At 62.7% G+C, this 20,013-nt stretch carries 16 protein-coding genes; 8 read left to right on the top strand and 8 right to left on the bottom strand.

What is annotated here, in order from left to right; all coding sequences use genetic code 11:
- Positions 1-37 precede the first annotated feature (37 nt).
- The 3 genes from FEM01_RS02050 (at position 38) to FEM01_RS02040 (ending at position 3,399) form a co-directional block, all read left to right on the top strand.
- Complete coding sequence (locus FEM01_RS02050) at positions 38-2,230, top strand: LTA synthase family protein (RefSeq protein ID WP_431188550.1); 2,193 nt, start codon at positions 38-40, stop codon at positions 2,228-2,230.
- Positions 2,231-2,372: 142 nt separating this feature from the next.
- On the top strand, positions 2,373-2,759 hold the full coding sequence (locus FEM01_RS02045; RefSeq protein WP_138217618.1) for a VOC family protein: 387 nt from the start codon (positions 2,373-2,375) through the stop codon (positions 2,757-2,759).
- A 73-nt stretch (positions 2,760-2,832) separates the two neighbouring features.
- Positions 2,833-3,399 carry a hypothetical protein gene (locus tag FEM01_RS02040; protein ID WP_138217617.1) on the top strand — a complete coding sequence of 189 codons (567 nt, stop codon included), beginning with the start codon at positions 2,833-2,835 and terminating at the stop codon, positions 3,397-3,399.
- Positions 3,400-3,438: 39 nt separating this feature from the next.
- Here FEM01_RS02040 and FEM01_RS02035 read toward each other — a convergent pair whose 3' ends face one another.
- The 3 genes from FEM01_RS02035 to FEM01_RS02025 form a co-directional block, all read right to left on the bottom strand.
- Complete coding sequence (locus FEM01_RS02035) at positions 3,439-5,118, bottom strand: MFS transporter (RefSeq protein ID WP_138217616.1); 1,680 nt, start codon at positions 5,116-5,118, stop codon at positions 3,439-3,441.
- A 353-nt stretch (positions 5,119-5,471) separates the two neighbouring features.
- On the bottom strand, positions 5,472-5,888 hold the full coding sequence (locus tag FEM01_RS02030) for a VOC family protein (RefSeq protein ID WP_138217615.1): 417 nt from the start codon (positions 5,886-5,888) through the stop codon (positions 5,472-5,474).
- Between the two features lie 61 nt (positions 5,889-5,949).
- Positions 5,950-8,421 (bottom strand): UvrD-helicase domain-containing protein, encoded by a 2,472-nt coding sequence (locus FEM01_RS02025; protein ID WP_138217614.1) that lies wholly within the window; start codon positions 8,419-8,421, stop codon positions 5,950-5,952.
- A 210-nt stretch (positions 8,422-8,631) separates the two neighbouring features.
- Here FEM01_RS02025 and FEM01_RS02020 point away from each other — a divergent pair, with 210 nt between their 5' ends.
- Complete coding sequence (locus FEM01_RS02020; protein ID WP_138217613.1) at positions 8,632-9,330, top strand: pirin family protein; 699 nt, start codon at positions 8,632-8,634, stop codon at positions 9,328-9,330.
- An 82-nt stretch (positions 9,331-9,412) separates the two neighbouring features.
- Here FEM01_RS02020 and FEM01_RS02015 read toward each other — a convergent pair whose 3' ends face one another.
- The 3 genes from FEM01_RS02015 to ptrR all read right to left on the bottom strand — a co-directional run bounded on the left by FEM01_RS02015 (position 9,413) and on the right by ptrR (position 11,945).
- The gene (locus FEM01_RS02015) at positions 9,413-10,147 is read right to left on the bottom strand and encodes a hypothetical protein (RefSeq protein ID WP_138217612.1); all 735 of its coding nucleotides are present in this window, start codon (positions 10,145-10,147) and stop codon (positions 9,413-9,415) included.
- 124 nt (positions 10,148-10,271) lie between these two features.
- Positions 10,272-10,793: an acyloxyacyl hydrolase gene (locus tag FEM01_RS02010; protein WP_138217611.1), complete on the bottom strand. Its 522-nt coding sequence runs from the start codon at positions 10,791-10,793 to the stop codon at positions 10,272-10,274.
- 288 nt (positions 10,794-11,081) lie between these two features.
- Positions 11,082-11,945 (bottom strand): putrescine utilization regulator PtrR, encoded by an 864-nt coding sequence (gene ptrR, locus FEM01_RS02005; protein ID WP_205884541.1) that lies wholly within the window; start codon positions 11,943-11,945, stop codon positions 11,082-11,084.
- Positions 11,946-12,050: 105 nt separating this feature from the next.
- Between ptrR and FEM01_RS02000 the strand changes: the two genes are divergently transcribed.
- Positions 12,051-13,436: an aldehyde dehydrogenase family protein gene (locus tag FEM01_RS02000; RefSeq protein ID WP_138217609.1), complete on the top strand. Its 1,386-nt coding sequence runs from the start codon at positions 12,051-12,053 to the stop codon at positions 13,434-13,436.
- A 50-nt stretch (positions 13,437-13,486) separates the two neighbouring features.
- Here the strand turns inward: FEM01_RS02000 and FEM01_RS01995 are convergent, their stop codons facing one another.
- The gene (locus FEM01_RS01995) at positions 13,487-14,398 is read right to left on the bottom strand and encodes a helix-turn-helix domain-containing protein (RefSeq protein WP_138217608.1); all 912 of its coding nucleotides are present in this window, start codon (positions 14,396-14,398) and stop codon (positions 13,487-13,489) included.
- 149 nt (positions 14,399-14,547) lie between these two features.
- Between FEM01_RS01995 and FEM01_RS01990 the strand changes: the two genes are divergently transcribed.
- From FEM01_RS01990 to FEM01_RS01980, 3 genes are all read left to right on the top strand, one after another.
- Entirely contained in the window at positions 14,548-15,906 is a 1,359-nt protein-coding gene (locus FEM01_RS01990) for a glutamine synthetase family protein (protein WP_138217607.1), read from the top strand.
- Between the two features lie 102 nt (positions 15,907-16,008).
- Positions 16,009-17,097: a polyamine ABC transporter substrate-binding protein gene (locus tag FEM01_RS01985; protein WP_138217606.1), complete on the top strand. Its 1,089-nt coding sequence runs from the start codon at positions 16,009-16,011 to the stop codon at positions 17,095-17,097.
- Between the two features lie 13 nt (positions 17,098-17,110).
- Positions 17,111-18,406 (top strand): NAD(P)/FAD-dependent oxidoreductase, encoded by a 1,296-nt coding sequence (locus FEM01_RS01980; protein WP_138217605.1) that lies wholly within the window; start codon positions 17,111-17,113, stop codon positions 18,404-18,406.
- A 224-nt stretch (positions 18,407-18,630) separates the two neighbouring features.
- On the opposite strand, the gene FEM01_RS01975 is transcribed toward FEM01_RS01980, so the two are convergent.
- Complete coding sequence (locus FEM01_RS01975; RefSeq protein WP_138217604.1) at positions 18,631-20,007, bottom strand: L-serine ammonia-lyase; 1,377 nt, start codon at positions 20,005-20,007, stop codon at positions 18,631-18,633.
- Between the last annotated feature and the right edge of the window lie 6 nt (positions 20,008-20,013).

The raw sequence follows: 20,013 nt of genomic DNA, 5'->3' as shown, positions 1-20,013 counted from the left end.
ACCGTTTGATGGCAGAAGGAACGCTTTCGTGAAAGACATGCTCGGCCACCCAAAGGCCCGGCTGATCGCCCTGTGCGGGCTGGTGCTGTTGATCCCCCTGGCAATACGGGCGCTGCTCGGCTGGTCCGACATGCTCGGCTACCTCTCCGACCTGTTCGTCGGCAGCCTGCTGGTCCTGCTGCTGCAACGTCGCGCATGGTGGCTAGGACTGCCGCTGTTGCTGGCCTGGGGCGGCCTGCTGATCGCCTCGGCGGAGCTGGTCAGCGCAGTCGGGCGCCTGCCCAACCAGTCAGACCTGCACTACTTGTTCGACCCGCAGTTCATGGAGAACTCCACCGGTGGTGCCCTCGCCCATGGCTGGTTACCCTGGCTGCTCGGCAGTGGCCTGCTGGCTTGGCTGGCCACTTTCTGGTTCGGTCGCGGCCAGCGTGGCGCAACGTTATCAGCCAAGGTTTGGGCAGTCCCCCTGGCACTGCTGGCGGTACATTGGGGCAGCCAACGGCTGGCCCCCTCGGAGGCCGATCAATGGCGTCAATACAGCGTGTCGCATCAGTTGCTCAGTGCTGCCGGTAGCCACTTGCAACGACGCGTCGACGTGCAGCTGTATGGCCAACCCCCGATCACCCCGCTGCCCACCGTCGGCCTCACCCAGGCCGACCTCAATGGCCAGCGCCTGCTCAAAGGGCCTGGCAACGCGCGCAACCTGCTGGTGATTACCGTCGAAGGCATTCCCGGCGCCTACGTGCGGGACAATCGCCAGGCATTGGGCAGCCGTTTCGACGAAGACCTCATGCCGCGCCTGAGCCTGTGGGCCGAACGCGGCATGAACACCCCCGACTACGTGTTGCACACCCACCAGACCATTCGCGGCCTGTACGCCATGCTCTGCGGTGACTACGACAAGCTGGCCAATGGCACGCCCAAAGGGGTCGAGTTGCTCACGCAACAGGTACGCAACCAGGCCTGCCTGCCAGCACAACTGCGCCAGGCCGGTTTCACGACACACTTCTTGCAAGGTTCCGGGCTGCGTTTCATGGCCAAGGACCGGATCATGCCGCACATCGGCTTCGAAACGGTGCACGGCCTGGAATGGTTCAAAACACCCAATTACCTGGAATTCCCCTGGGGCAAGGATGACAAGGCGTTCTTCGAAGGCGCCCTGGACTACGTCGGCACCCTACGCAAGCAAAAACAGCCCTGGATGCTGACCCTGCTGACCGTAGGCACGCACCAGCCCTATTCAGCGCCACAGGCATACTTGGAGCGCTATGACACCGCCAAACAGGCTGCTGTGGCCTACCTGGACGATGCCTTGGGCGATTTTCTCGACAACCTGGAACGCCAAGGTGTGCTCAAGGACACGCTGGTGGTAGTCACCTCCGACGAATCCCACGGCATCGATGGCGTGCGCCTGGCCTCGTCCTGGGGTTTCAACCTGACCTTGGCACCCGAGCAGGCACAATTGCCGACCCTCAAGCGCGGCACCTATGGCCATGTCGACCTAGCCACCTCGCTGCTCGACTACTTCGCGTTGCCGATCCCGGCAGCCCTGGGCGGACGTTCGCTGTACCGCGACTACGATACCGGTCGCGAAATGATTGCCTTCACCAACGGCATGCTGCGCTACCACGATGGCCAGGGCACCTTTACGGAGTGCGATTTCCAGCAGCGTTGCCGACGCTACGCCAGTGACAGTTTCATCGCTGACCAGGCACGCTTGCTCGGGCTGGGCGACAATACCCTGGGCCCGCAGATCAACCTGCTGGCCAACACCCTGGACCAATCCCTGCTGCAAACCCCGCTCAATCTGCGCTACCAGTTCGGCGGTCCGTCGCCGATCGCCCTGCACGCGCAGATCCGCGACGACTGGGCCGACAACCTGATCGGCGCGCAGTACCTTGAGATGCCCGAAGGTTCACGCACCCGGGTACGTATCAAGGTGCGCGCACTGGACCCTGAGCACGCAGCCTACATCCGCCTCAAAGCCAAGCAGTTCGAACAGGACGTCGCGCTGGGGCTGCCAGAGGAAGTGCTGGTGACCGCCGACCAGCCCATGGAAATGGAGTTCGACTTCGACAACCCCACCGAGCGCAAGGCGTTCTCCTTCCACCTGCTCGGCTATGGCGGCGGCGCAGTGGAAGTCAGCGACTTCAGTGTGATCACCGCCCTGCCCGGTGAGGAAGAAGCCGTGGAAGAGTCGGACGAGCACCCGATCGCCCGCTCCGGCTGACGCCCCCGCGTGTGCCTAACCGGCACACGCCGCCGCTCAACGCTCTACAGCGCTGTTGCGGCCATCGCAACCCACAAAGTCCCCAACAGTGCGTGCAGGATGTGCTTTGCTTACACCAAGCCCCCTGTGTGGAGCACTGCCAATGAAGATCGTGGTCACCAGCATCCTGGTCGACGACCAAGCCAAGGCCCAGGCCTTCTATCATCACGTACTGGGCTTCCAGCCCAAAGACGACATCCCCATGGGCAAACACCGCTGGCTCACCTTCACCTCACCCAATGATCCGCATGGCGTCCAATTACTGCTCGAACCCGATGTGCACCCGGCAGCCAGGACCTACAAGAGCGCTCTGAAGCAAGACGGCATCCCCGCCACCTCCTTTGGCGTGCGCGATGTGCAGGCCGAATACACCCGCCTGTGCGCCGCTGGCGTGCACTTTCTCCAACCACCGACGGACATGGGACCAGTCATCGTGGCTGTGTTCGACGACACCTGCGGCAACCTGATCCAGATCGCCCAGCACCACTGAGCGTGCAGACAGCCCGCCGCCCCATGGGCTACATTGCCGACTTCCCACAGCGCAGCCATAACAAGGAAAACTCATGCGCTACGAGTTCATTGAAGTCCTCAACGACCTGATCGACTACTTCCTGCTGGGCGACATCCAGTTGCTCGCCACCTTCAAGCAGGAGCATGACCTGCCGGACGACCTGGCCCGCGCCTTCACCACCGGTGATAGCGGCGATCAGGCCGTGCGTGAAGGCGTGATACTGCCGCTGGCCGGCGTCGACAACCTGCCCTACCACATCCTGTTCACCCTCGATGGGCAGGCCCCGGCGCTGCTCGAACCCGGCAGCCGCCTCAAGCACCGCCGCGCTGGGCACCGCCTGCGGGTCGAGAACCGCGCGCTGATGCTGTTCACCTGGAGCATCCTGCAACACTTCACCAACAAGACTCTCGGCGACCTGATGGCCCGCTACCAGGAGCCTGGTCGGCCAATCATCGAGCTGGAGAACGGCTGGTACGACATCGAAGTGCTTGCCGGGGCGCTGGTACGCGATGGCCTGTACGAACCGGCCTTCGAGTTCGTGCTGAACAAGACCTGGGAACGCGGCGGCAAAGAGGTGGACCTGGGCTACCGCTACACGCTGCGCGGTTACTTCGACTGAAAGCCCGCCCCCAGGCATGGGGGCAGGCCGCGTCAGCACTCAGGTGTGATTGATGTCCCGATCCTTGGTTTCAGGCAGGAAGAAGATCCCCAACACAGCAGTCATCAGCGCGATCACGATCGGGTACCACAGCCCGTAGTAGATATCCCCTGTCGCAGCCACCATGGCGAATGCCACGGTTGGCAGGAAACCGCCGAACCAGCCGTTGCCGATGTGGTACGGCAGCGACATCGAGGTATAGCGGATCCGCGCCGGGAACAGCTCCACCAGCCACGCAGCGATAGGCCCATAGACCATGGTCACGTAAATCACCAAGATGGTCAGCAACAGCAGCACCATCGGGTAATGGATCTTCGCCGGATCCGCTTTCTCAGGATATCCGGCCTCTTTCAGCGCGCCAGCCAACGTGGCAGTGAAGGCATCGTTCTGCGCCTTGAACTCAGCCGCAGGTAGGCTGCTGCCTTCGAAAACTGGCAATACCCGTTCACCGATGCGCACCTGGGCGACGCTGCCCGGCTCGGCGGCCTGGTTTTCATAAGGAATGGCGCGCTTGGCCAACAGACTCTTGGCGATGTCGCAGGAACTGGTGAAACGCGCCTTGCCTACCGGATCGAACTGGAACGCACATTGCCCAGGGTCGGCGATCAGCACCACCGGATTCTGCTCCTGGGCGACGAACACGTCTGGGTTGCCGTACTCGGTCAGGCCCTTGAAAATCGGGAAGTAGGTCGCCGCCGCGAGGATGCAGCCGGCCATGATGATCGGCTTGCGCCCAATCCGGTCGGACAGGCTGCCGAACAGGATGAAGAACGGCGTACCGATCAACAGCGAGCCTGCGATCAGCAGATTGGCGGTCTGCGGGTCGATCTTGAGCATCTGCAACAGGAAGAACAGCGCATAGAACTGCCCGGTGTACCACACTACTGCCTGACCGGCGGTGCCACCTAGCAGCGACATGATCACCACCTTGAGGTTGTCCCAACGGGCGAACGACTCGGTCAGCGGCGCCTTGGACGCCTTGCCCTCGGCTTTCATCTTCATGAATACCGGCGATTCGTTGAGCTGCATGCGTATGTACACCGAGATAGCCAGCAACAGGATCGACAGCAGGAAAGGAATGCGCCAGCCCCAGGCCTCGAACGCCTCGGTGCCCATGGCCGTGCGACAGGCCAGAATCACCAGCAGCGACAGGAACAGCCCTAGGGTCGCGGTAGTCTGGATCCAGGCGGTAAAGAAGCCGCGCCGGCCCTTGGGCGCATGCTCCGCCACATAAGTCGCCGCGCCGCCGTACTCCCCGCCAAGCGCCAAGCCTTGCAGCAAGCGCAAGGTGATGAGGATCACGGGGGCCGCAACGCCGATGGCCGCGTAGCTGGGTAGGATCCCCACCACGGCAGTGGACAGGCCCATGATCACGATGGTGATGAGGAAGGTATGCTTGCGCCCGATCATGTCGCCAAGGCGACCGAAGACGATGGCGCCGAACGGTCGCACGGCAAAGCCTGCCGCGAAGGCCAGCAAGGCGAAGATGAACGCAGTGGTTTCATTGACCCCGGCAAAGAAGTGCTTGGCGATGATCGCCGCCAGTGAGCCGTAGAGGTAGAAGTCATACCATTCGAACACCGTGCCCAGGGACGAGGCGAAGATGACCTTGCGCTCCTCCCGGGTGATGCCGTGTTGGGGCGCGCTACTGCCCGTGGATGCGCTGTCGAGGACCGCCATGGGTCGCCTCCGTCTATCAGAAGAAGTGATGGACCGGAGTGCTCCAAACCGATGACTACGCACGCACCCAGCCCCAGGCTTTGGTTGCGGCGAAGCACCACGAGGCACAGCCTCGGATCGCGGCAAGGTAATCAGAAGCATAATCGGCTTTGCCGGGATATCCAGCCACACCCGTGGCAATACGCCTTCAAGCGCTTGCCGCCTTGCCTGTGGCGTCAGGCCCCGGATTTGCCGACTTGGTGCACGGCTCATGCTGCAAAATCCGCGCGGGTCCGTGACTGTTGGCTTACACGCTCGTTGTAGGCGCGATCTTGTGCCGCGATGGGCTGCGAAGCAGCCTCACGTGAACAGCACTAGCCGCTTGTTGGCGGCCCCTTGAGTTCGACGCGATTGCCATCGGGGTCGAAGCAATACACCGACATACCCTCGCCGTCGGCGCCGTAGCGCTTCTGTGCAGGCTCGACCAACACCCCTGCCGCCTCCAAGTGCGCGCGCAGCGCCTGCTCGTCGAACGGCTCGACGCGCAGGCACACATGATCGAGGTTGCGCCCCTCAGAGCCAGGGCCTGCACCACCGGCTTGCCCCATTGGACCCTCCAGGGCGACCAGATCGATCAGGCTGCTGCCTGCCGCCAGATGGACCATACCCAACGCCTCCCGCCAACGGTCTACCGGGCAGCCCAGCACATCCTGGTAGAACGCCACGCTACGCTGCAGGTCGCTGACCCGCAGTACCACATGGTCAATGTGCAGCACGCTGAATCCGGGCATGGCAGGTCTTCTCGGACAAAGGTTCAACCAACCTTAGCAGTTCGAAGCCCCGCCCGAGGTATCACTGACCACGCAGGTCCTCGAAGAACGCCTGCGCCCCGTCCACCCGCGCCGACGCCCGAGGCTGATTGAGCGCCTCGCCGCTGGGCACCTCCACATGCCAGTAGCAGTGCTTCACAGCTCGTGTGATACCCACATAGGCCAGGCGCTGGACTTCGTCCTTCTGCGCAGTGTCGAAGGCATGGGCATCGTCCGGCTTGCCTAGACCCGCCAGGCGGTAGGCTTGGTTCTTGTACGGTGAACTGGTGAGGTACTGGCAGTCGCCGAGCATGAATACCGCGTCGGCCTGCAAGCCCTTGGCACTGTGATAGGTCAGTTGCTTGAACCGACGCTGGCCAGCCGGCAAGCTAGAATCCACTTTAACTATTTGATCAATATGCTGTTCAATCAATGACTTATCGATACTTTTTCGAAACAACATCATGACCGTTTCACCCTGCTCGTAATGCTCGATCAAGGTCTGGGCCAAGGCGGCCTCGTCGCGCTCGAACACTTTCACCGGCGACAGCGGCAGCTCGCCAGCCACTGCGCTGGCCTTGGCTTTCTTACCGGTGATCGCAGGCGTGCCCTTCACCACATGTTCGGCGGCATCGATGATGTATTGCTGGCTACGGTAGTTCTCCACCATCATCACGCGGGTATGCGCCGGTGATGGGAAGGTCTGGGTGAACGCCATGAAATACTGGGGCGAACTGCCTCGCCAGCCGTAGATCGATTGCCAGTCGTCGCCCACGCACATCAGCGAGGCATGCTGGGCGTTGCGCCCCGTGTGCATGGCCGGGCCCCGTCGGCGGATCTCAGCCAGGCTTGCCCGCAGCCAACTGACGATCTGCGGCGAGACGTCCTGGAATTCGTCGATCATCAGGTGCGCCAGCGGGCGCAACAGAGGATCGGGCAGCAGTTGCAGGTTCTCCGGGTTGTTCTCGCCGAACAGGGCGAACATGCGGTTGTAGGTCATCACCGGCGGCGACTGCGTCAACAGTTGCGCCTCGAAGGCTTTCCAGAACAACGCCAGCGCTTCGAAGAACGCGGCATCACTGTCACCGGGCGGGAAGCTCATGGCAGCTATGGCTTTGCTCACGTCAAGCCCCAGGTTTTCAATAAAGCCTGCGGCACTGACGAACGCATCGAGCAAGGGTGCTGGCGCCAACTCGCCCTTGACCTTGTATTCAAAGCCAGGACCCGCAACGGCATCGCCTGCCAGAGCGGCAGCAAGGCGCTTTGCTGACGCGTAATTATCTAACCATATCAATGGTTTATCACAGAAAGCTTGAAACAACGTGCGCTTTACCGCCCATTCCGCCCGCACCGTCAGCTTGGCCCCTGGGCGCTGGTATTGGCCGCTTTCCGACGGATCGAAGCCCAGCACCACCCAGGCGCCCGAACCTTGTAAGCGTCCTTGCACGTGAAAGCGGCTGCCGCGGATCTGCAACGTGTCGCGGCACGGCTCAATGCCCTTGATCGGCCAGGCACCGGCAGCGAACCACAAGTCTTCGATCACATCGCACAATTCTTCGTCGCGCTGGGCAGCGAGCTGGGTTACCTGTACCCGCTTTTGCACGTCCGGGTGATCCGGGTCCAGCGGTTTGAGCAGCAACGCTTCCTGGCGCAGCGTAGCGACCTGCTCGGCGAAGCGCGGGTTGCTGCTCAGCAACTGGTGGTAACACAGGTTCAGTTGCTGACGCTGGGCATCGTTCAAACGCAGATCGAACGGATTGCTGTCGGCACTGGCCTCACTACCCACTGGCAGGTCGCTGCCGAGAGTTTCGAACGCCCGCACCTGACTGAAGCCTGGGAGGCTACGCACCAAGGGCAGGATGCGTGAATGAAAGGTACGCACCAGCTCACGCCCCTGGGCCGGAGAAAGGTTCAACTGCCACAGGGCGAACACCTGCACAAGGCGCTGGATGAAGTCGCGCCGCGACTCGCGGGTGAAGGTGACCACGGTCATGGCGTCAAGCTCGAAGCCCAGGTAATGGCGCAACAGCAAGATACGCAGCACCAGCGACGTGGACTTGCCAGCCCCAGCGCCAGCGACAACACAGGTCGAAGGCGTATCGCTGAAGATCAGCTTCCATTGCGCAGCGCTAGGCTGGGCCTGTGCCGGCAGGCGTTGGGCGACATCGGCCTTGAAGCGCTTTTTCAGTTCGGCACTGAGCGGCAGGCGCCAATCATCGAACAGCTTGTCATCCTGACCGGGTACTGCCGCCACATCCGGGCGCAGGTCGCGGATCACCAGCACCTGGCGACCCGCCTCGAAGCCGTCGACCCGGCCCCGTTCGTAGCCTTCGCGCAGACCATCGGCGTGGCCGTTGCGCAGGCCGTCGGCATGGCCCAGGAACCAACTGTCGCGGTGCTGCGCCTGCAAGCGGCTCAAACCACGCCCGAGCAGGCGCGCGGCAAGGCGACGCAGCCATGGCAGTTGGGCGGGCGGTGTCAGGTCGGCCGGAGCCTGGGGATGCTCGTGAGGCACGGTCACTCCATTGAAAAGTCAAACAGCGGACATGTTCGCCTCATCGACCATAAAGCGCCAGCGAATCAGTGGATTAGGCGATGAACCGCAAGCGCTCTCACATCAATAAATATCTATTTAATAGATTGAAATAAGCCGATATTTACGCTTTTTTTCGATGCTTAGCCCGCGCATCATGGGGCCATTCCAACGTATCTGAGGATCACCATCATGCTGCAACTGCGACCCTTCGAAAGCCTCGGCCACGCCAACCACGGCTGGCTGGACGCCCACCACCACTTCTCGTTCGCCGAGTACTACGACCCTGCGCGCATGCACTGGGGCAACCTGCGGGTATGGAACGACGACCTGATCGCCGCTGGCAGCGGTTTCCCACCGCACCCGCACCGTGACATGGAAATCATCACCTACGTTCGCGAAGGTGCCATCACCCACCAGGACAGCCTCGGCAACAAAGGTCGCACCGAGGCCGGCGATGTGCAGGTAATGAGCGCAGGCAGCGGCATCGTGCACAGCGAGTACAACCTGGAGAACGTCGACACGCGGATCTTCCAGATCTGGATCGTGCCGGAAAATGTCGGCGAGGCGCCTTCCTGGGGAACCCGGCCATTCCCAACCGGTGAACGTGGCGAAGGCTTCGTGACCTTGGCCAGCGGCCGTGAGGGCGACCAGGACAGCCTGCGCATCCGCACCGACGCCCGCCTGGTGGCCGCCACCCTACGCGCTGGCGAAAGCGCTGAGTACCGCTTCGATGAAGGTCGGCGCGGCTACCTGGTGCCGGCCAAGGGCTTGATCGAGATCGACGGCCTGCAAGCCAAGGCGCGTGATGGCGTGGCGATCGAGCAGCATCGCGTACTCAAGGTCACTGCGTTGCAAGACAGCGAGATCGTGCTGGTCGATGTGGCTTGATCCAGGCCCGCACACGGGGCCCGCTTACTTGTGCAGCGTACAACCTGCGCAAGCGAGCGGGCCCCGCGTTGCGTGCTGGCGCTCACTGCACCGGTAGGAAGTTCATCAGTAACAGGCTCTGCGCATAGTTCACGCCAATCCGCCGGTAACGCTCATCGAGCATCTGCGCCAGCAAGTCCAGGCGCGCAACGACCTTGCCGAACTCAACGGCAAAGCTCAGGTTGCTGCCCTGCTCGGAAATTTCGTTGGAGAACAGCAGCAACGTGCCGTTTGCATCCTGACGCTGCCCGAGCATCCAGGTGGCCTTCTCGATGTTACGTGCGGCGTTGTTGATGAACGTAGGATCCAGGGTATCGGTCATGTAGAACTCGGTACGCCCGCCATGCGCCGTGATGATCATGCTGCCCACGGCATAGATGAAAGCACCGACCCGGTCACCCTTGAATTCAGGGTCCAGGGCATAGCTCAGCGCCGCCAGGTCGCGCCGCTCGCCCAACTGCGGCAATGACTGGCGCTGCTCGATGGCGATGCGAATTTGCCGAGCGGCAGTGGTGGCGTCGGGGTAGCCGGACAACCGCCACTGGCTGGGGTTGCGCAGGTACAGCTTGTTCATCAGCAGATACAAGCTTTGCAGGTTGTCGCGCATCGACAGCGTGGCCATGCGGTCGACGCTGGTCTGGAACAGCTCGTCAGGTTTGCCGTTGCTGAACTGGTCGAGCATGTTCCGGCCCTGCTGCTCGGTACAGGCGCCAAGGCATAGCAACATGCCAGCCAACAGCAGGCGCGGTGGGGATCTGTGCAGTCGTCTGGCGGGCATCGTTGTGCTGCTTGTCAACGGCGCTGCCGGGAATCGGCGCAGCCTTGCACAACATAGAACGCGCAAATACTAAAAAGTGCGGCGTCCGGCGCATTGGCACCGCACGCCTAGCCAGACAAGGGTCTCAGAAGCCCTTGCTGTAGAACAACGCGTACGACTCGATACCGTCGTTAGGCTGCTTGATCCCGGCGTTGGAGTAGTGGACGGCGCGAATACCGACCTTCTGCTCAGCCGGCAGCTTCAAGCCAAAGCCAATACGGTCTTCGAAGTTGACTGAGGAACCCAGACGCTGATCGCCGACGTTGGTCTTGGAGAAGGCGGCAAGACCGATGCCGGCCTCGATGAATGGCGTGTAGGTGAACCCTTTGAACTCATAGACGAACACCGGGCTGAACGACAGCGAGTGGGCGCCGCTGTAGTCGCCACCTTCCCAGTAGGTATAAGCGGCGTCCCAGTAGCCGGTGACGAAGCCGGTATTGCTCTCCAGCCAGCGCTTGTCCCAGTCGAACGACATGCCGATTCGATAGGTCAGGTCACCCTGAGAGGTGGCGCCGACAGCGCCGGAGACTTGGGCGGCCTGGGCGCTGCAGGCGCCAGCGAGCGCCAGCACTGCAACGGCCAGCGAGCTGGAAAGGCGGGTTTTCATCGATGACTTCTCCTGATGGTCTTCGCGGACAGGCCTGCACCGTGGCTAGCACGGGCCTGCTGCAAGCGGGGGCTTGGCCCCTTGTTATGTCCCTGGGTACCGCCGCATCTACGTGGTCACAAGCGGTAATAATTCCGCGATTATTATCCGATCCGCGCGCAACTTGAAAGTGTTTTGCCACTATGTTCGCCCTGTTTTGTGGCCTGCGCCGCGATCCCGGCAGGCGCATTCGATGACGCCCGCAATGCTCAGCGGGTTGAATGCTCTGCGCGCAAGCGCATACGGTTTTCAGCCACGGCGCTCCTCCAACAGCTTGATGAACATGCTGAGGCTGCGTGACACCGTGCCACGACGCCACACCAGCCAGGTCTTCAGGTAACGAAAGTCCTCAGCCATCGGCCACGCACTGACGGTGCTGCAACCGGGCATGTTGTCGAGCATGCTGCGCGGCATCATCGCCAGCCCTGCCCCAGCACTGACGCAGGCAAGCATGCCATGGTAGGACTCCATCTCATGAATTTTGCCGGGCACGGCCTGGTCATGCACGAACCAGCTCTCGAAGTGGTGGCGGTAGGAGCAGTTGGCGCGAAACGCGTAGATGCTCGCACCGTTAACGTCGCGGGCGCGAGTCACTGGCGGATGGTTGAGCGGCGCGATGATGGTCATTTCTTCTTCGAATACCGGCATACCTTCGAGCGTGGGGTGCAGCAACGGGCCGTCTACGAAGGCGGCCACCAGGCGCCCAGACAGCACCCCTTCGAGCATGGTCCCCGAAGGGCCGGTGGACAGGTCCAGGTCGACCTTGGGGTAGCGCTGGTTGTAGGCGGCGAGCAAGGCCGGGATACGGACCGCCGCCGTGCTCTCCAACGAGCCCAGGGCGAAGGTGCCCTGTGGGTCTTCACCGGCCACGGTCAGCCGTGCCTCATGCACCAGGTCCAGGATGCGTCGGGTGTATTCAAGGAAGTTCCAGCCCGCCGGCGACAGCCGCAGGCGGCTTTTTTCGCGGATGAACAGCTCGACGCCCAAGTCTTCTTCAAGCTGTTTGATACGGGTGGTCAGGTTCGACGGCACCCGATGGATCTGCTGGGCGGCGGCGCTGATGCTGCCGTGCTCGGCCACCGCCTTGAAGATTTCCAGTTGCACCAGGTCCACAGCCATTCTCCATTCGTGAATGTTTTACTCATTATTATTCAGTTTTCATTAAAGCGCGCACCCTCTAGTCTGAGCCTACCGATTCATAACAAAAGAGCGATCGCCATGAGCCAGATCAGCAGCCTGACCCACGCCATCTCCGTCGACCCGTATACCGGCGAGCAGATCGGCCAATATCCCTACGACACCGACGCCGCACTGGAAGCGGCGCTGCAACGCGCCAAGGTTGGCTACAACCAATGGCGCAAGGTGTCGCTGGGTCAGCGCAGCGAATACCTGGTGGCCTTGGCCGACGCGCTGCAAGCCGATAGCGAAGCCTTCGCGCAGATGATTGCCCGCGAAATCGGCAAGCCGATCAGCCAGGCCCGTGGCGAAGTGAGCAAGTGCATCGGCCTGTGTCAGTGGTACGCCGAACACGGCCCGGCCATGCTCGCCCCGGAACCGACCCAGGTCGAAAAAGCCCGTATCGAATACCGTCCCCTGGGCCCGATCCTGGCGGTGATGCCGTGGAACTTCCCGCTCTGGCAGGTACTGCGCGGCGCGGTGCCGGCGCTGCTGGCCGGCAACACCTATGTCCTCAAGCACGCCCCTAACGTGATGGGCAGCGCCTACCTATTGGCCGACCTGTTCAAGCGCGCGGGGCTGCCTGAGGGCGTGTTCGAGGTCATCAACGTCACCCCTGAAGGCGTCACTCGAGCCATCAACGACTCCCGCATCGCTGCCGTGACCCTGACCGGCAGCGTGCGTGCAGGCATGGCGATTGGCGCTCAAGCCGGCGCCGCGCTGAAAAAATGCGTACTGGAACTGGGCGGTTCGGATCCTTTCATCGTGCTGGCCGATGCCGACCTCGATGCTGCCGTCAAAGCCGCCGTGATCGGCCGCTACCAGAACACCGGCCAGGTCTGCGCCGCGGCCAAGCGCCTGATCGTCGAGGAAAGCATCGTCGAAGCGTTCACCGACAAGTTCGTCGAGGCTACCCGTGCACTGACCGTCGGCAACCCGTTGGATGCAGCCACCTACATCGGCCCAATGGCGCGTTTCGACCTGCGCGATGAGCTTGACGGTCAGGTCCAGGCGACGCTGGCCGAAGGCGCCACCCTGCTGCTGGGGGGTAACAAAATCGAAGGCGCAGCCAACTTCTACGCACCCACCGTGTTCGCCAACGTCACCTCGGACATGACCGCGTTCAAACAAGAGCTGTTCGGCCCGGTGGCGGCGATCATCAGCGCCCGCGACGCCGAACATGCCGTGGAGCTGGCCAACGACAGCGAATTCGGCCTGGCCGCGACCATCTACACCGCTGACTACGCCCTGGCCGAGCGCATGACCCAGGCACTGGACACCGGTGGCGTGTTCATCAACGGTTACTGCGCCTCCGACCCCCGCGTAGCCTTCGGCGGCGTGAAGAAAAGCGGTTTCGGGCGCGAGCTGTCGCACTTCGGTGTACGTGAGTTCACCAACGCCCAGACCGTCTGGCTCGATCGCAACTGATTCGCACCCAGCTAGCGCCGTGCAACGCCGAATCCAGGTGTTGCGCGGCGCTAGCCGGATACCCCGCGACTGCGCTTGAGCGTCTCGCTCGGCAACTCCCTGAACAACTGCCGATAACTCTCCGAAAACCGCCCCAGGTGCCAGAACGACCAGCGCATGGCTACCTCGGCCACGGTCACTTCGCCTGCCCCCTGCAGCAGGTCGCGCCGCGCGCCATTGAGCCGACGCAGCCGCAGCCAGTGCGCGGGCGGCATCTGCGTGAACCCCTTGAAGGCCTGTTGCAGGCGACGCACGGACACCCCGGCGAGCTTGGCCAGTTCCACCAGGTTGAGGGTTTCGTCGGGGCAATCGGCGGCCCACTCGCTGATCCGTCGCATGATCGCCCGCCCCTCGTCGCGCCGCTCGCGTGCCTCGCCTTGCAGGCCTTGGCCAGCGTTATCGAGGATGAACAGGCAGTCTTCGAACAATTGCTCACTCAGCGCTGCGCCTGCCAGCTCACACTCAGCCTGCCCCACCCGGGTCAGCGTCGCACTTAGCCAATTGCCGAACAGCGCGGTCTGCTGACAGGTCAACGGCACCATGAACAACCCGCGCAAACGCTCGATGTCCAGGCCATGGCTGGCCAGGAACGGCTGGTCGAACACCACCGCCACCTCCTGATAGTTCTCCGGGGTGATCCAGATGTTGCGACTGTCCTCGTTGAGCAGGTAGAGGCTGTTTTCGCTGCGGTCGAAACAGAACGCCAAGGCTCCGCTAGGGGCACGGAAGAACTGCTCGACCCGGGTATTCAGACGCTCCTCGTAGACCTGCACGCCGTCCAGCCCCAGCCAACGCAGCTGTCCGTTGAAATGCCCGGGGGACATCTGCCGGTACTGCTGCTGCCAGCCGGGCGTGGCGCGGATCTGTTCGGTGACATCGGTAGTACGCAAGTCGCGGACCTGCAAGGCGTTGGGCGTTGTCACGCGTTGTCCTATTGCACTCTTTTGGTGCATTGATCGACGAAGAAAGTGGATAGATCACCCCGAGGGCCTGCGCCCAAGATAGTCCTCAGCGTCACCCGTGGGAAGCCTCCTGGCCACACCCACCACAACTACCCAACCAAGAGGTTTGTATGAGCGCCCCCTTCGATCAGCTGTCCGCCTGGCTGAAAGAACACCGGATCACCGAAGTCGAATGCGTGATCAGTGACCTGACCGGCATCGCCCGTGGCAAGATCGCCCCGACCGCCAAATTCCTCCACGAGCGCGGCATGCGCCTGCCTGAAAGCGTGCTGTTGCAGACGGTCACCGGCGACTACGTCGACGATGACATCTACTACAGCCTGCTCGACGCTGCGGACATCGACATGATCTGCCGCCCCGACCCGACGGCGGTGTACCAGATCCCCTGGGCAATCGAACCGACCGCCATCGTCATCCACGATACGTTCGACAAGCAGGGCAACCACATCGAGCTGTCGCCGCGCAACGTGCTCAAGAAGGTGCTCAAGCTGTATGCCGACAAAGGCTGGCAGCCAATCGTCGCCCCGGAGATGGAGTTCTACCTGACCCAGCGCTGCGAAGACCCGGACCTGCCGTTGCAAGTGCCGCTGGGCCGTTCGGGCCGCGCCGAAAGCGGTCGCCAGTCGTTTTCCATCGATGCGGCCAACGAATTCGACCCCTTGTTCGAGGATGTCTACGACTGGTGCGAGATGCAGGGCCTGGACCTGGACACGCTGATCCACGAAGACGGCCCAGCCCAGATGGAGATCAACTTCCGGCATGGCGACGCGCTGGACCTGGCCGACCAGATCACCGTGTTCAAGCGCACAATGCGCGAGGCGGCGCTCAAGCACAACGTCACCGCCACATTCATGGCCAAGCCGATCACCGACGAACCCGGCAGCGCCATGCACTTGCACCAGAGCGTGGTGGACATCGCCAGCGGCAAGCCGATCTTCGCCAACGACGACGGCAGCATGAGCGAGCTGTTCCTGCACCATATCGGCGGGCTACAGACGTTCATTCCCAAGCTGCTGCCGATGTTCGCCCCTAACGTCAACTCGTTCCGCCGCTTCCTGCCCGACACGTCGGCGCCAGTAAACGTGGAATGGGGTGAGGAAAACCGCACCGCTGGTCTGCGCGTGCCGACCTCGAGCCCTGAGGCGATGCGCGTTGAGAACCGTCTGCCGGGCGCCGACGCCAATCCCTACCTGGCCATCGCCGCCAGCCTGCTGTGCGGCTACATCGGCATGGTCGAACGCATCGAACCCAGCGCCCCGGTACAGGGCCGCGCTTACGAGCGGCGCAACCTGCGCCTGCCGATCACCATCGAGGATGCCTTGCAGCACATGGAAGATTGCGAGGTGGTGCGCCAGTACCTGGGCCACTCGTTCGTGCAGGGTTACGTCGCGGTCAAGCGCGCCGAGCACGAGAATTTCAAGCGCGTGATCAGCTCGTGGGAGCGCGAATTTTTGTTGCTGAGCGTGTAACCCCCGATCACCGGGCAAGCCCCTCCCCAACGGGGCGGGCTTGCCTCGAAGACCGCCCCATCAGTGCCACGCCCTAAGAAAAAGACCAATCGAGGTGTCGACATGCGTCATATGCAAGCCCTGATCCCTGCAACCTTCGCCCTGCTGTTCGGCACTGCCGCCCAGGCCGAGCCAATGGTCAGTGTGTACAACTGGACTGACTACATCGGTGACACCACCCTGGCGGATTTCCAGGCCAGCACTGGCATCAAGGTGGTCTACGACGTGTTCGACTCCAACGAAACCCTGGAAGGCAAGCTGCTGGCCGGGCGCACCGGTTATGACGTGGTGGTGCCCTCGAACCACTTTTTGGCGCGCCAGGCCAAGGCCGGCGCATTCTTGCCGCTGGACCGCAGCAAGCTGCCCAATTGGCAGCACCTGGACCCTAAACTGCTCAAGCAACTGGAGCAGAACGACCCTGGCAACCAGTACGCCGTGCCGTACCTGTGGGGCACCAATGGCATCGGCTACAACGTCGAGAAGGTAAAAGCGGCGCTGGGTATCGACAAGATCGATTCCTGGGCGGTGCTGTTCGAGCCTGAAAACCTGAAGAAACTCAAGCAATGCGGCGTGGCCTTCATGGATTCTCCCGACGAGCTATTCCCCGCCGTACTCAACTACATGGGCATGGACCCGCGCAGCGAGAAGCCTGCCGACTACGCCAAGGCCGAAGCACGCTTGCTGGCGCTGCGCCCTTACATCACCTACTTCCATTCCTCCAAGTACGTATCGGACCTGGCCAACGGTGATGTCTGCGTGGCCTTCGGCTATTCGGGCGATGTGCTCCAGGCCGCACACCGCGCCGAAGAGGCCGGCAACGGGGTCAAAGTTGCCTACAGTATTCCCAAGGAAGGCAGCAACCTGTGGTTCGACCTGCTGGCGATCCCCAAGGACGCCAAGAACCCCGAGCAGGCACTGGCGTTCATCAACTACCTGCTCGACCCCAAGGTCATCGCCAAGGTCAGTGCCACGGTCGGTTACGCCAACGCCAACCCCGATGCCAAGGCCTACATGGAGCCGGCACTGGTCGAAAACCCCGCGATCTATCCTCCTCAGGACGTGCTGGACAAGCTGTACGTCTCGACGATGCAAAGTCCAGGGACACTGCGCCTGATGACGCGCTCCTGGAGCAAGATCAAGTCCAACCGCTGAGCCGAGCACTGCCATGCCTCACATGAACGAACACGCGGCCTCCTACTACGCCGCAACAGCCCGCCAGGCAGCCACCTACCCTGCGCTCGACCAGCAACTGCACGCCGACGTGTGTGTGATCGGCGGTGGCCTTACCGGGGTCAACGCGGCCCTGGAGCTGGCCGAGCACGGGCTGTCGGTGGTGCTGCTGGAAGCCCGGCGCATCGGCTGGGGCGCCAGCGGGCGCAACGGCGGGCAATTGATCCGCGGCATTGGCCATGAGGTGTCAGGCTTTGCCCGTCACGTTGGCCAGGACGGCGTACGCTACCTGCAACAAGCCGGCATCGAGTCGGTGGCGTTGGTCGCCCGGCGTATCGAGCAATACGGCATCGACTGCGACCTGCGCTGGGGTTTCTGCGAGCTGGCCAACACCCCGGCCCAGTTCGCCGCCTTCAGCGACGAGCAGCGCAACCTTGCCGAACTGGGCTATCGCCATGAAACTCGGTTGGTAGGCCCCGAGCGTATCCACGAAATCGTTGCCAGCGACCAGTACGCCGGCGGCCTGGTGGACATGGGCTCAGGCCACCTGCATCCGCTCGATCTGGTCCAGGGCGAGGCGCGCGCCGCACAGGGCCTGGGCGTGCGCCTGTTCGAGCAAAGCCCGGTGCTGCGCATCGAGCACGGTAGCCGGGTGACCGTGCACACCGCACGCGGCAAGGTACACGCCCAAAGCCTGGTGCTGGGCTGCAACGCCCACCTCGATGAGCTAGAGCCGCGCCTGAGCGGCAAGGTGCTGCCTGCCGGCAGTTACGTGATGGCCACCGAGCCGTTGCCCGAGCACGTGGCCCAGACGTTGATCCCGCAGAACATGGCGCTGTGCGATCAGAAGGTCGGGCTGGATTATTACCGCCTGACTGCCGACCGGCGCTTGCTGTTCGGCGGCGCCTGCCACTATTCGGGGCGCGACCCGAAGGATATCGGTGCGTACATGCGGCCAAAGGTGCTCAAGGTCTTCCCGCAACTGGCCGACGTACGCCTGGATTATCAGTGGGGGGGGATGATCGGCATCACCGCCAACCGTTTCCCGCAAGTCGGCCGCCTGCGCCAGCACCCTAACGTGTACTACGCCCAGGGCTATTCGGGGCACGGCCTTAACGTGACGCACTGGACCGCCAAACTGCTGGCCGAAGCCATCGCCACCGGCCACAGCCAGGGGCTGGATGTCTTCAGCGCCGTGCCGCACCTGACCTTTCCCGGCGGCAAAGCCCTGCGCTCGCCCCTGCTAGCCCTAGGCATGCTGTGGTACCGCCTACGTGAGGCGCTCGGCTGAACGACGCGAGCGCCACTGCACTGGCGCAAGACCATCGCAGTGGCCATCCGCCCCTGATCTGACCACTCGTCGGCAACAATGTGAAAATGCCATCGCTGCTTGGCAGCTCTGCTTTCCTCGCCGGGCTGCCAGGCAGGCTGCACCGTATAACAGGGATGGCGCACACGCTCACGCCATTCGCTCAGGGAAATGGCGTGGACATCGTGGACGCTTCAGGCCACGCATCAGCACTCGACGAACGCCACGGCCAGGCCACCGCGCGAGGTTTCCTTGTAGTTCGCGTGCATGTCAGCGCCTGTGTCGCGCAGGGTGCGAATCACCCGGTCCAGGGAGATGAAGTGTTCACCGTCGCCACGCAGGGCCATCTGTACGGCATTGATCGCCTTTACGGCGGCGATGGCGTTGCGCTCGATGCAAGGCACCTGGACCAACCCACCCACTGGATCGCAGGTCAGCCCGAGGTTGTGCTCGAGGGCGATTTCGGCCGCGTTCTCAAGCTGCGGTGGGGTCGCACCAAGCACTTCGGCCAAGCCGGCAGCGGCCATGGCACAGGCCGACCCGACCTCACCCTGGCACCCCACTTCAGCGCCGGAGATCGACGCGTTCGTCTTGCACAGGATGCCCACGGCAGCTGCGGCCAGCAGGAACGCCACCACGTCGTCGTCGCAGGCGGTAGGGTTAAATTTCATGTAGTAATGCAGCACAGCTGGAATGATGCCCGCTGCGCCATTGGTGGGCGCGGTGACCATGCGCCCGCCAGCGGCGTTCTCCTCGTTGACCGCCAGGGCGAACAGGTTGACCCATTCCATCGCGCTCAGGGTCGAGCCGATCACATTCGGTTTGCCCAATTCTTGCAGGCTGCGGTGCAGCTTGGCGGCGCGACGCTTTACCTGCAAGCCGCCGGGCAGCACCCCCTCATTGCGTAGACCGTTGGCCACGCACTCGCCCATCGCCGTCCAGATCTTCAGCAACCCTGCACGAACATCGGCCTCTGTGCGCCAGGCACATTCGTTGGCCATCATCAGCTGGCTCACGCTCAACCCATGTTGCTTGCACAGGGCCAACAACTCGGCGCCGCTGGAGAACGCGTAGGGCAACTTGACTTCGCCAGCGTCGGCCGCAGGCGCATCCAGCTCTGCCTGCTCGACGATAAAGCCACCACCGATGGAGTAGTAGGTCTGGCTGAACTGGCTGCCTTGGCTGTCGAAGCTCTCCAGAGTCATCGCATTGGGATGGTAAGCCAGGTCTTCGTCCAACAGACGCATGTCGCGCGCATATTGGAAGTCTACCGGGTGGCTGCCGTCGAGGATCAAACAGTGCTCCTGCATCAGTTGGTCGATACGCGATTCGATGCTCTGCGGATCGATACGGTCCGGCCATTGCCCCATCAGGCCGAGCAAGCAGGCCCGGTCGGTGGCATGGCCGACGCCGGTGGCCGACAGCGAGCCATACAGGCGCACCTCGACCCGTGTCACACGATTCAGCAGCCCGCGCTCACGCAAGACGCCAGCGAAGGTCGCTGCGGCGCGCATGGGGCCGACGGTGTGGGAGCTGGACGGGCCGATGCCAATCTTGAAGAGGTCGAAAACACTGATAGCCATACTAAT

This window comes from Pseudomonas mosselii, assembly GCF_005796105.1.
GTDB lineage: Bacteria > Pseudomonadota > Gammaproteobacteria > Pseudomonadales > Pseudomonadaceae > Aquipseudomonas > Aquipseudomonas mosselii_C.
Note: the sequence above shows the minus strand (reverse complement) of the source record. Positions and strands in the feature narration are given on the sequence as shown.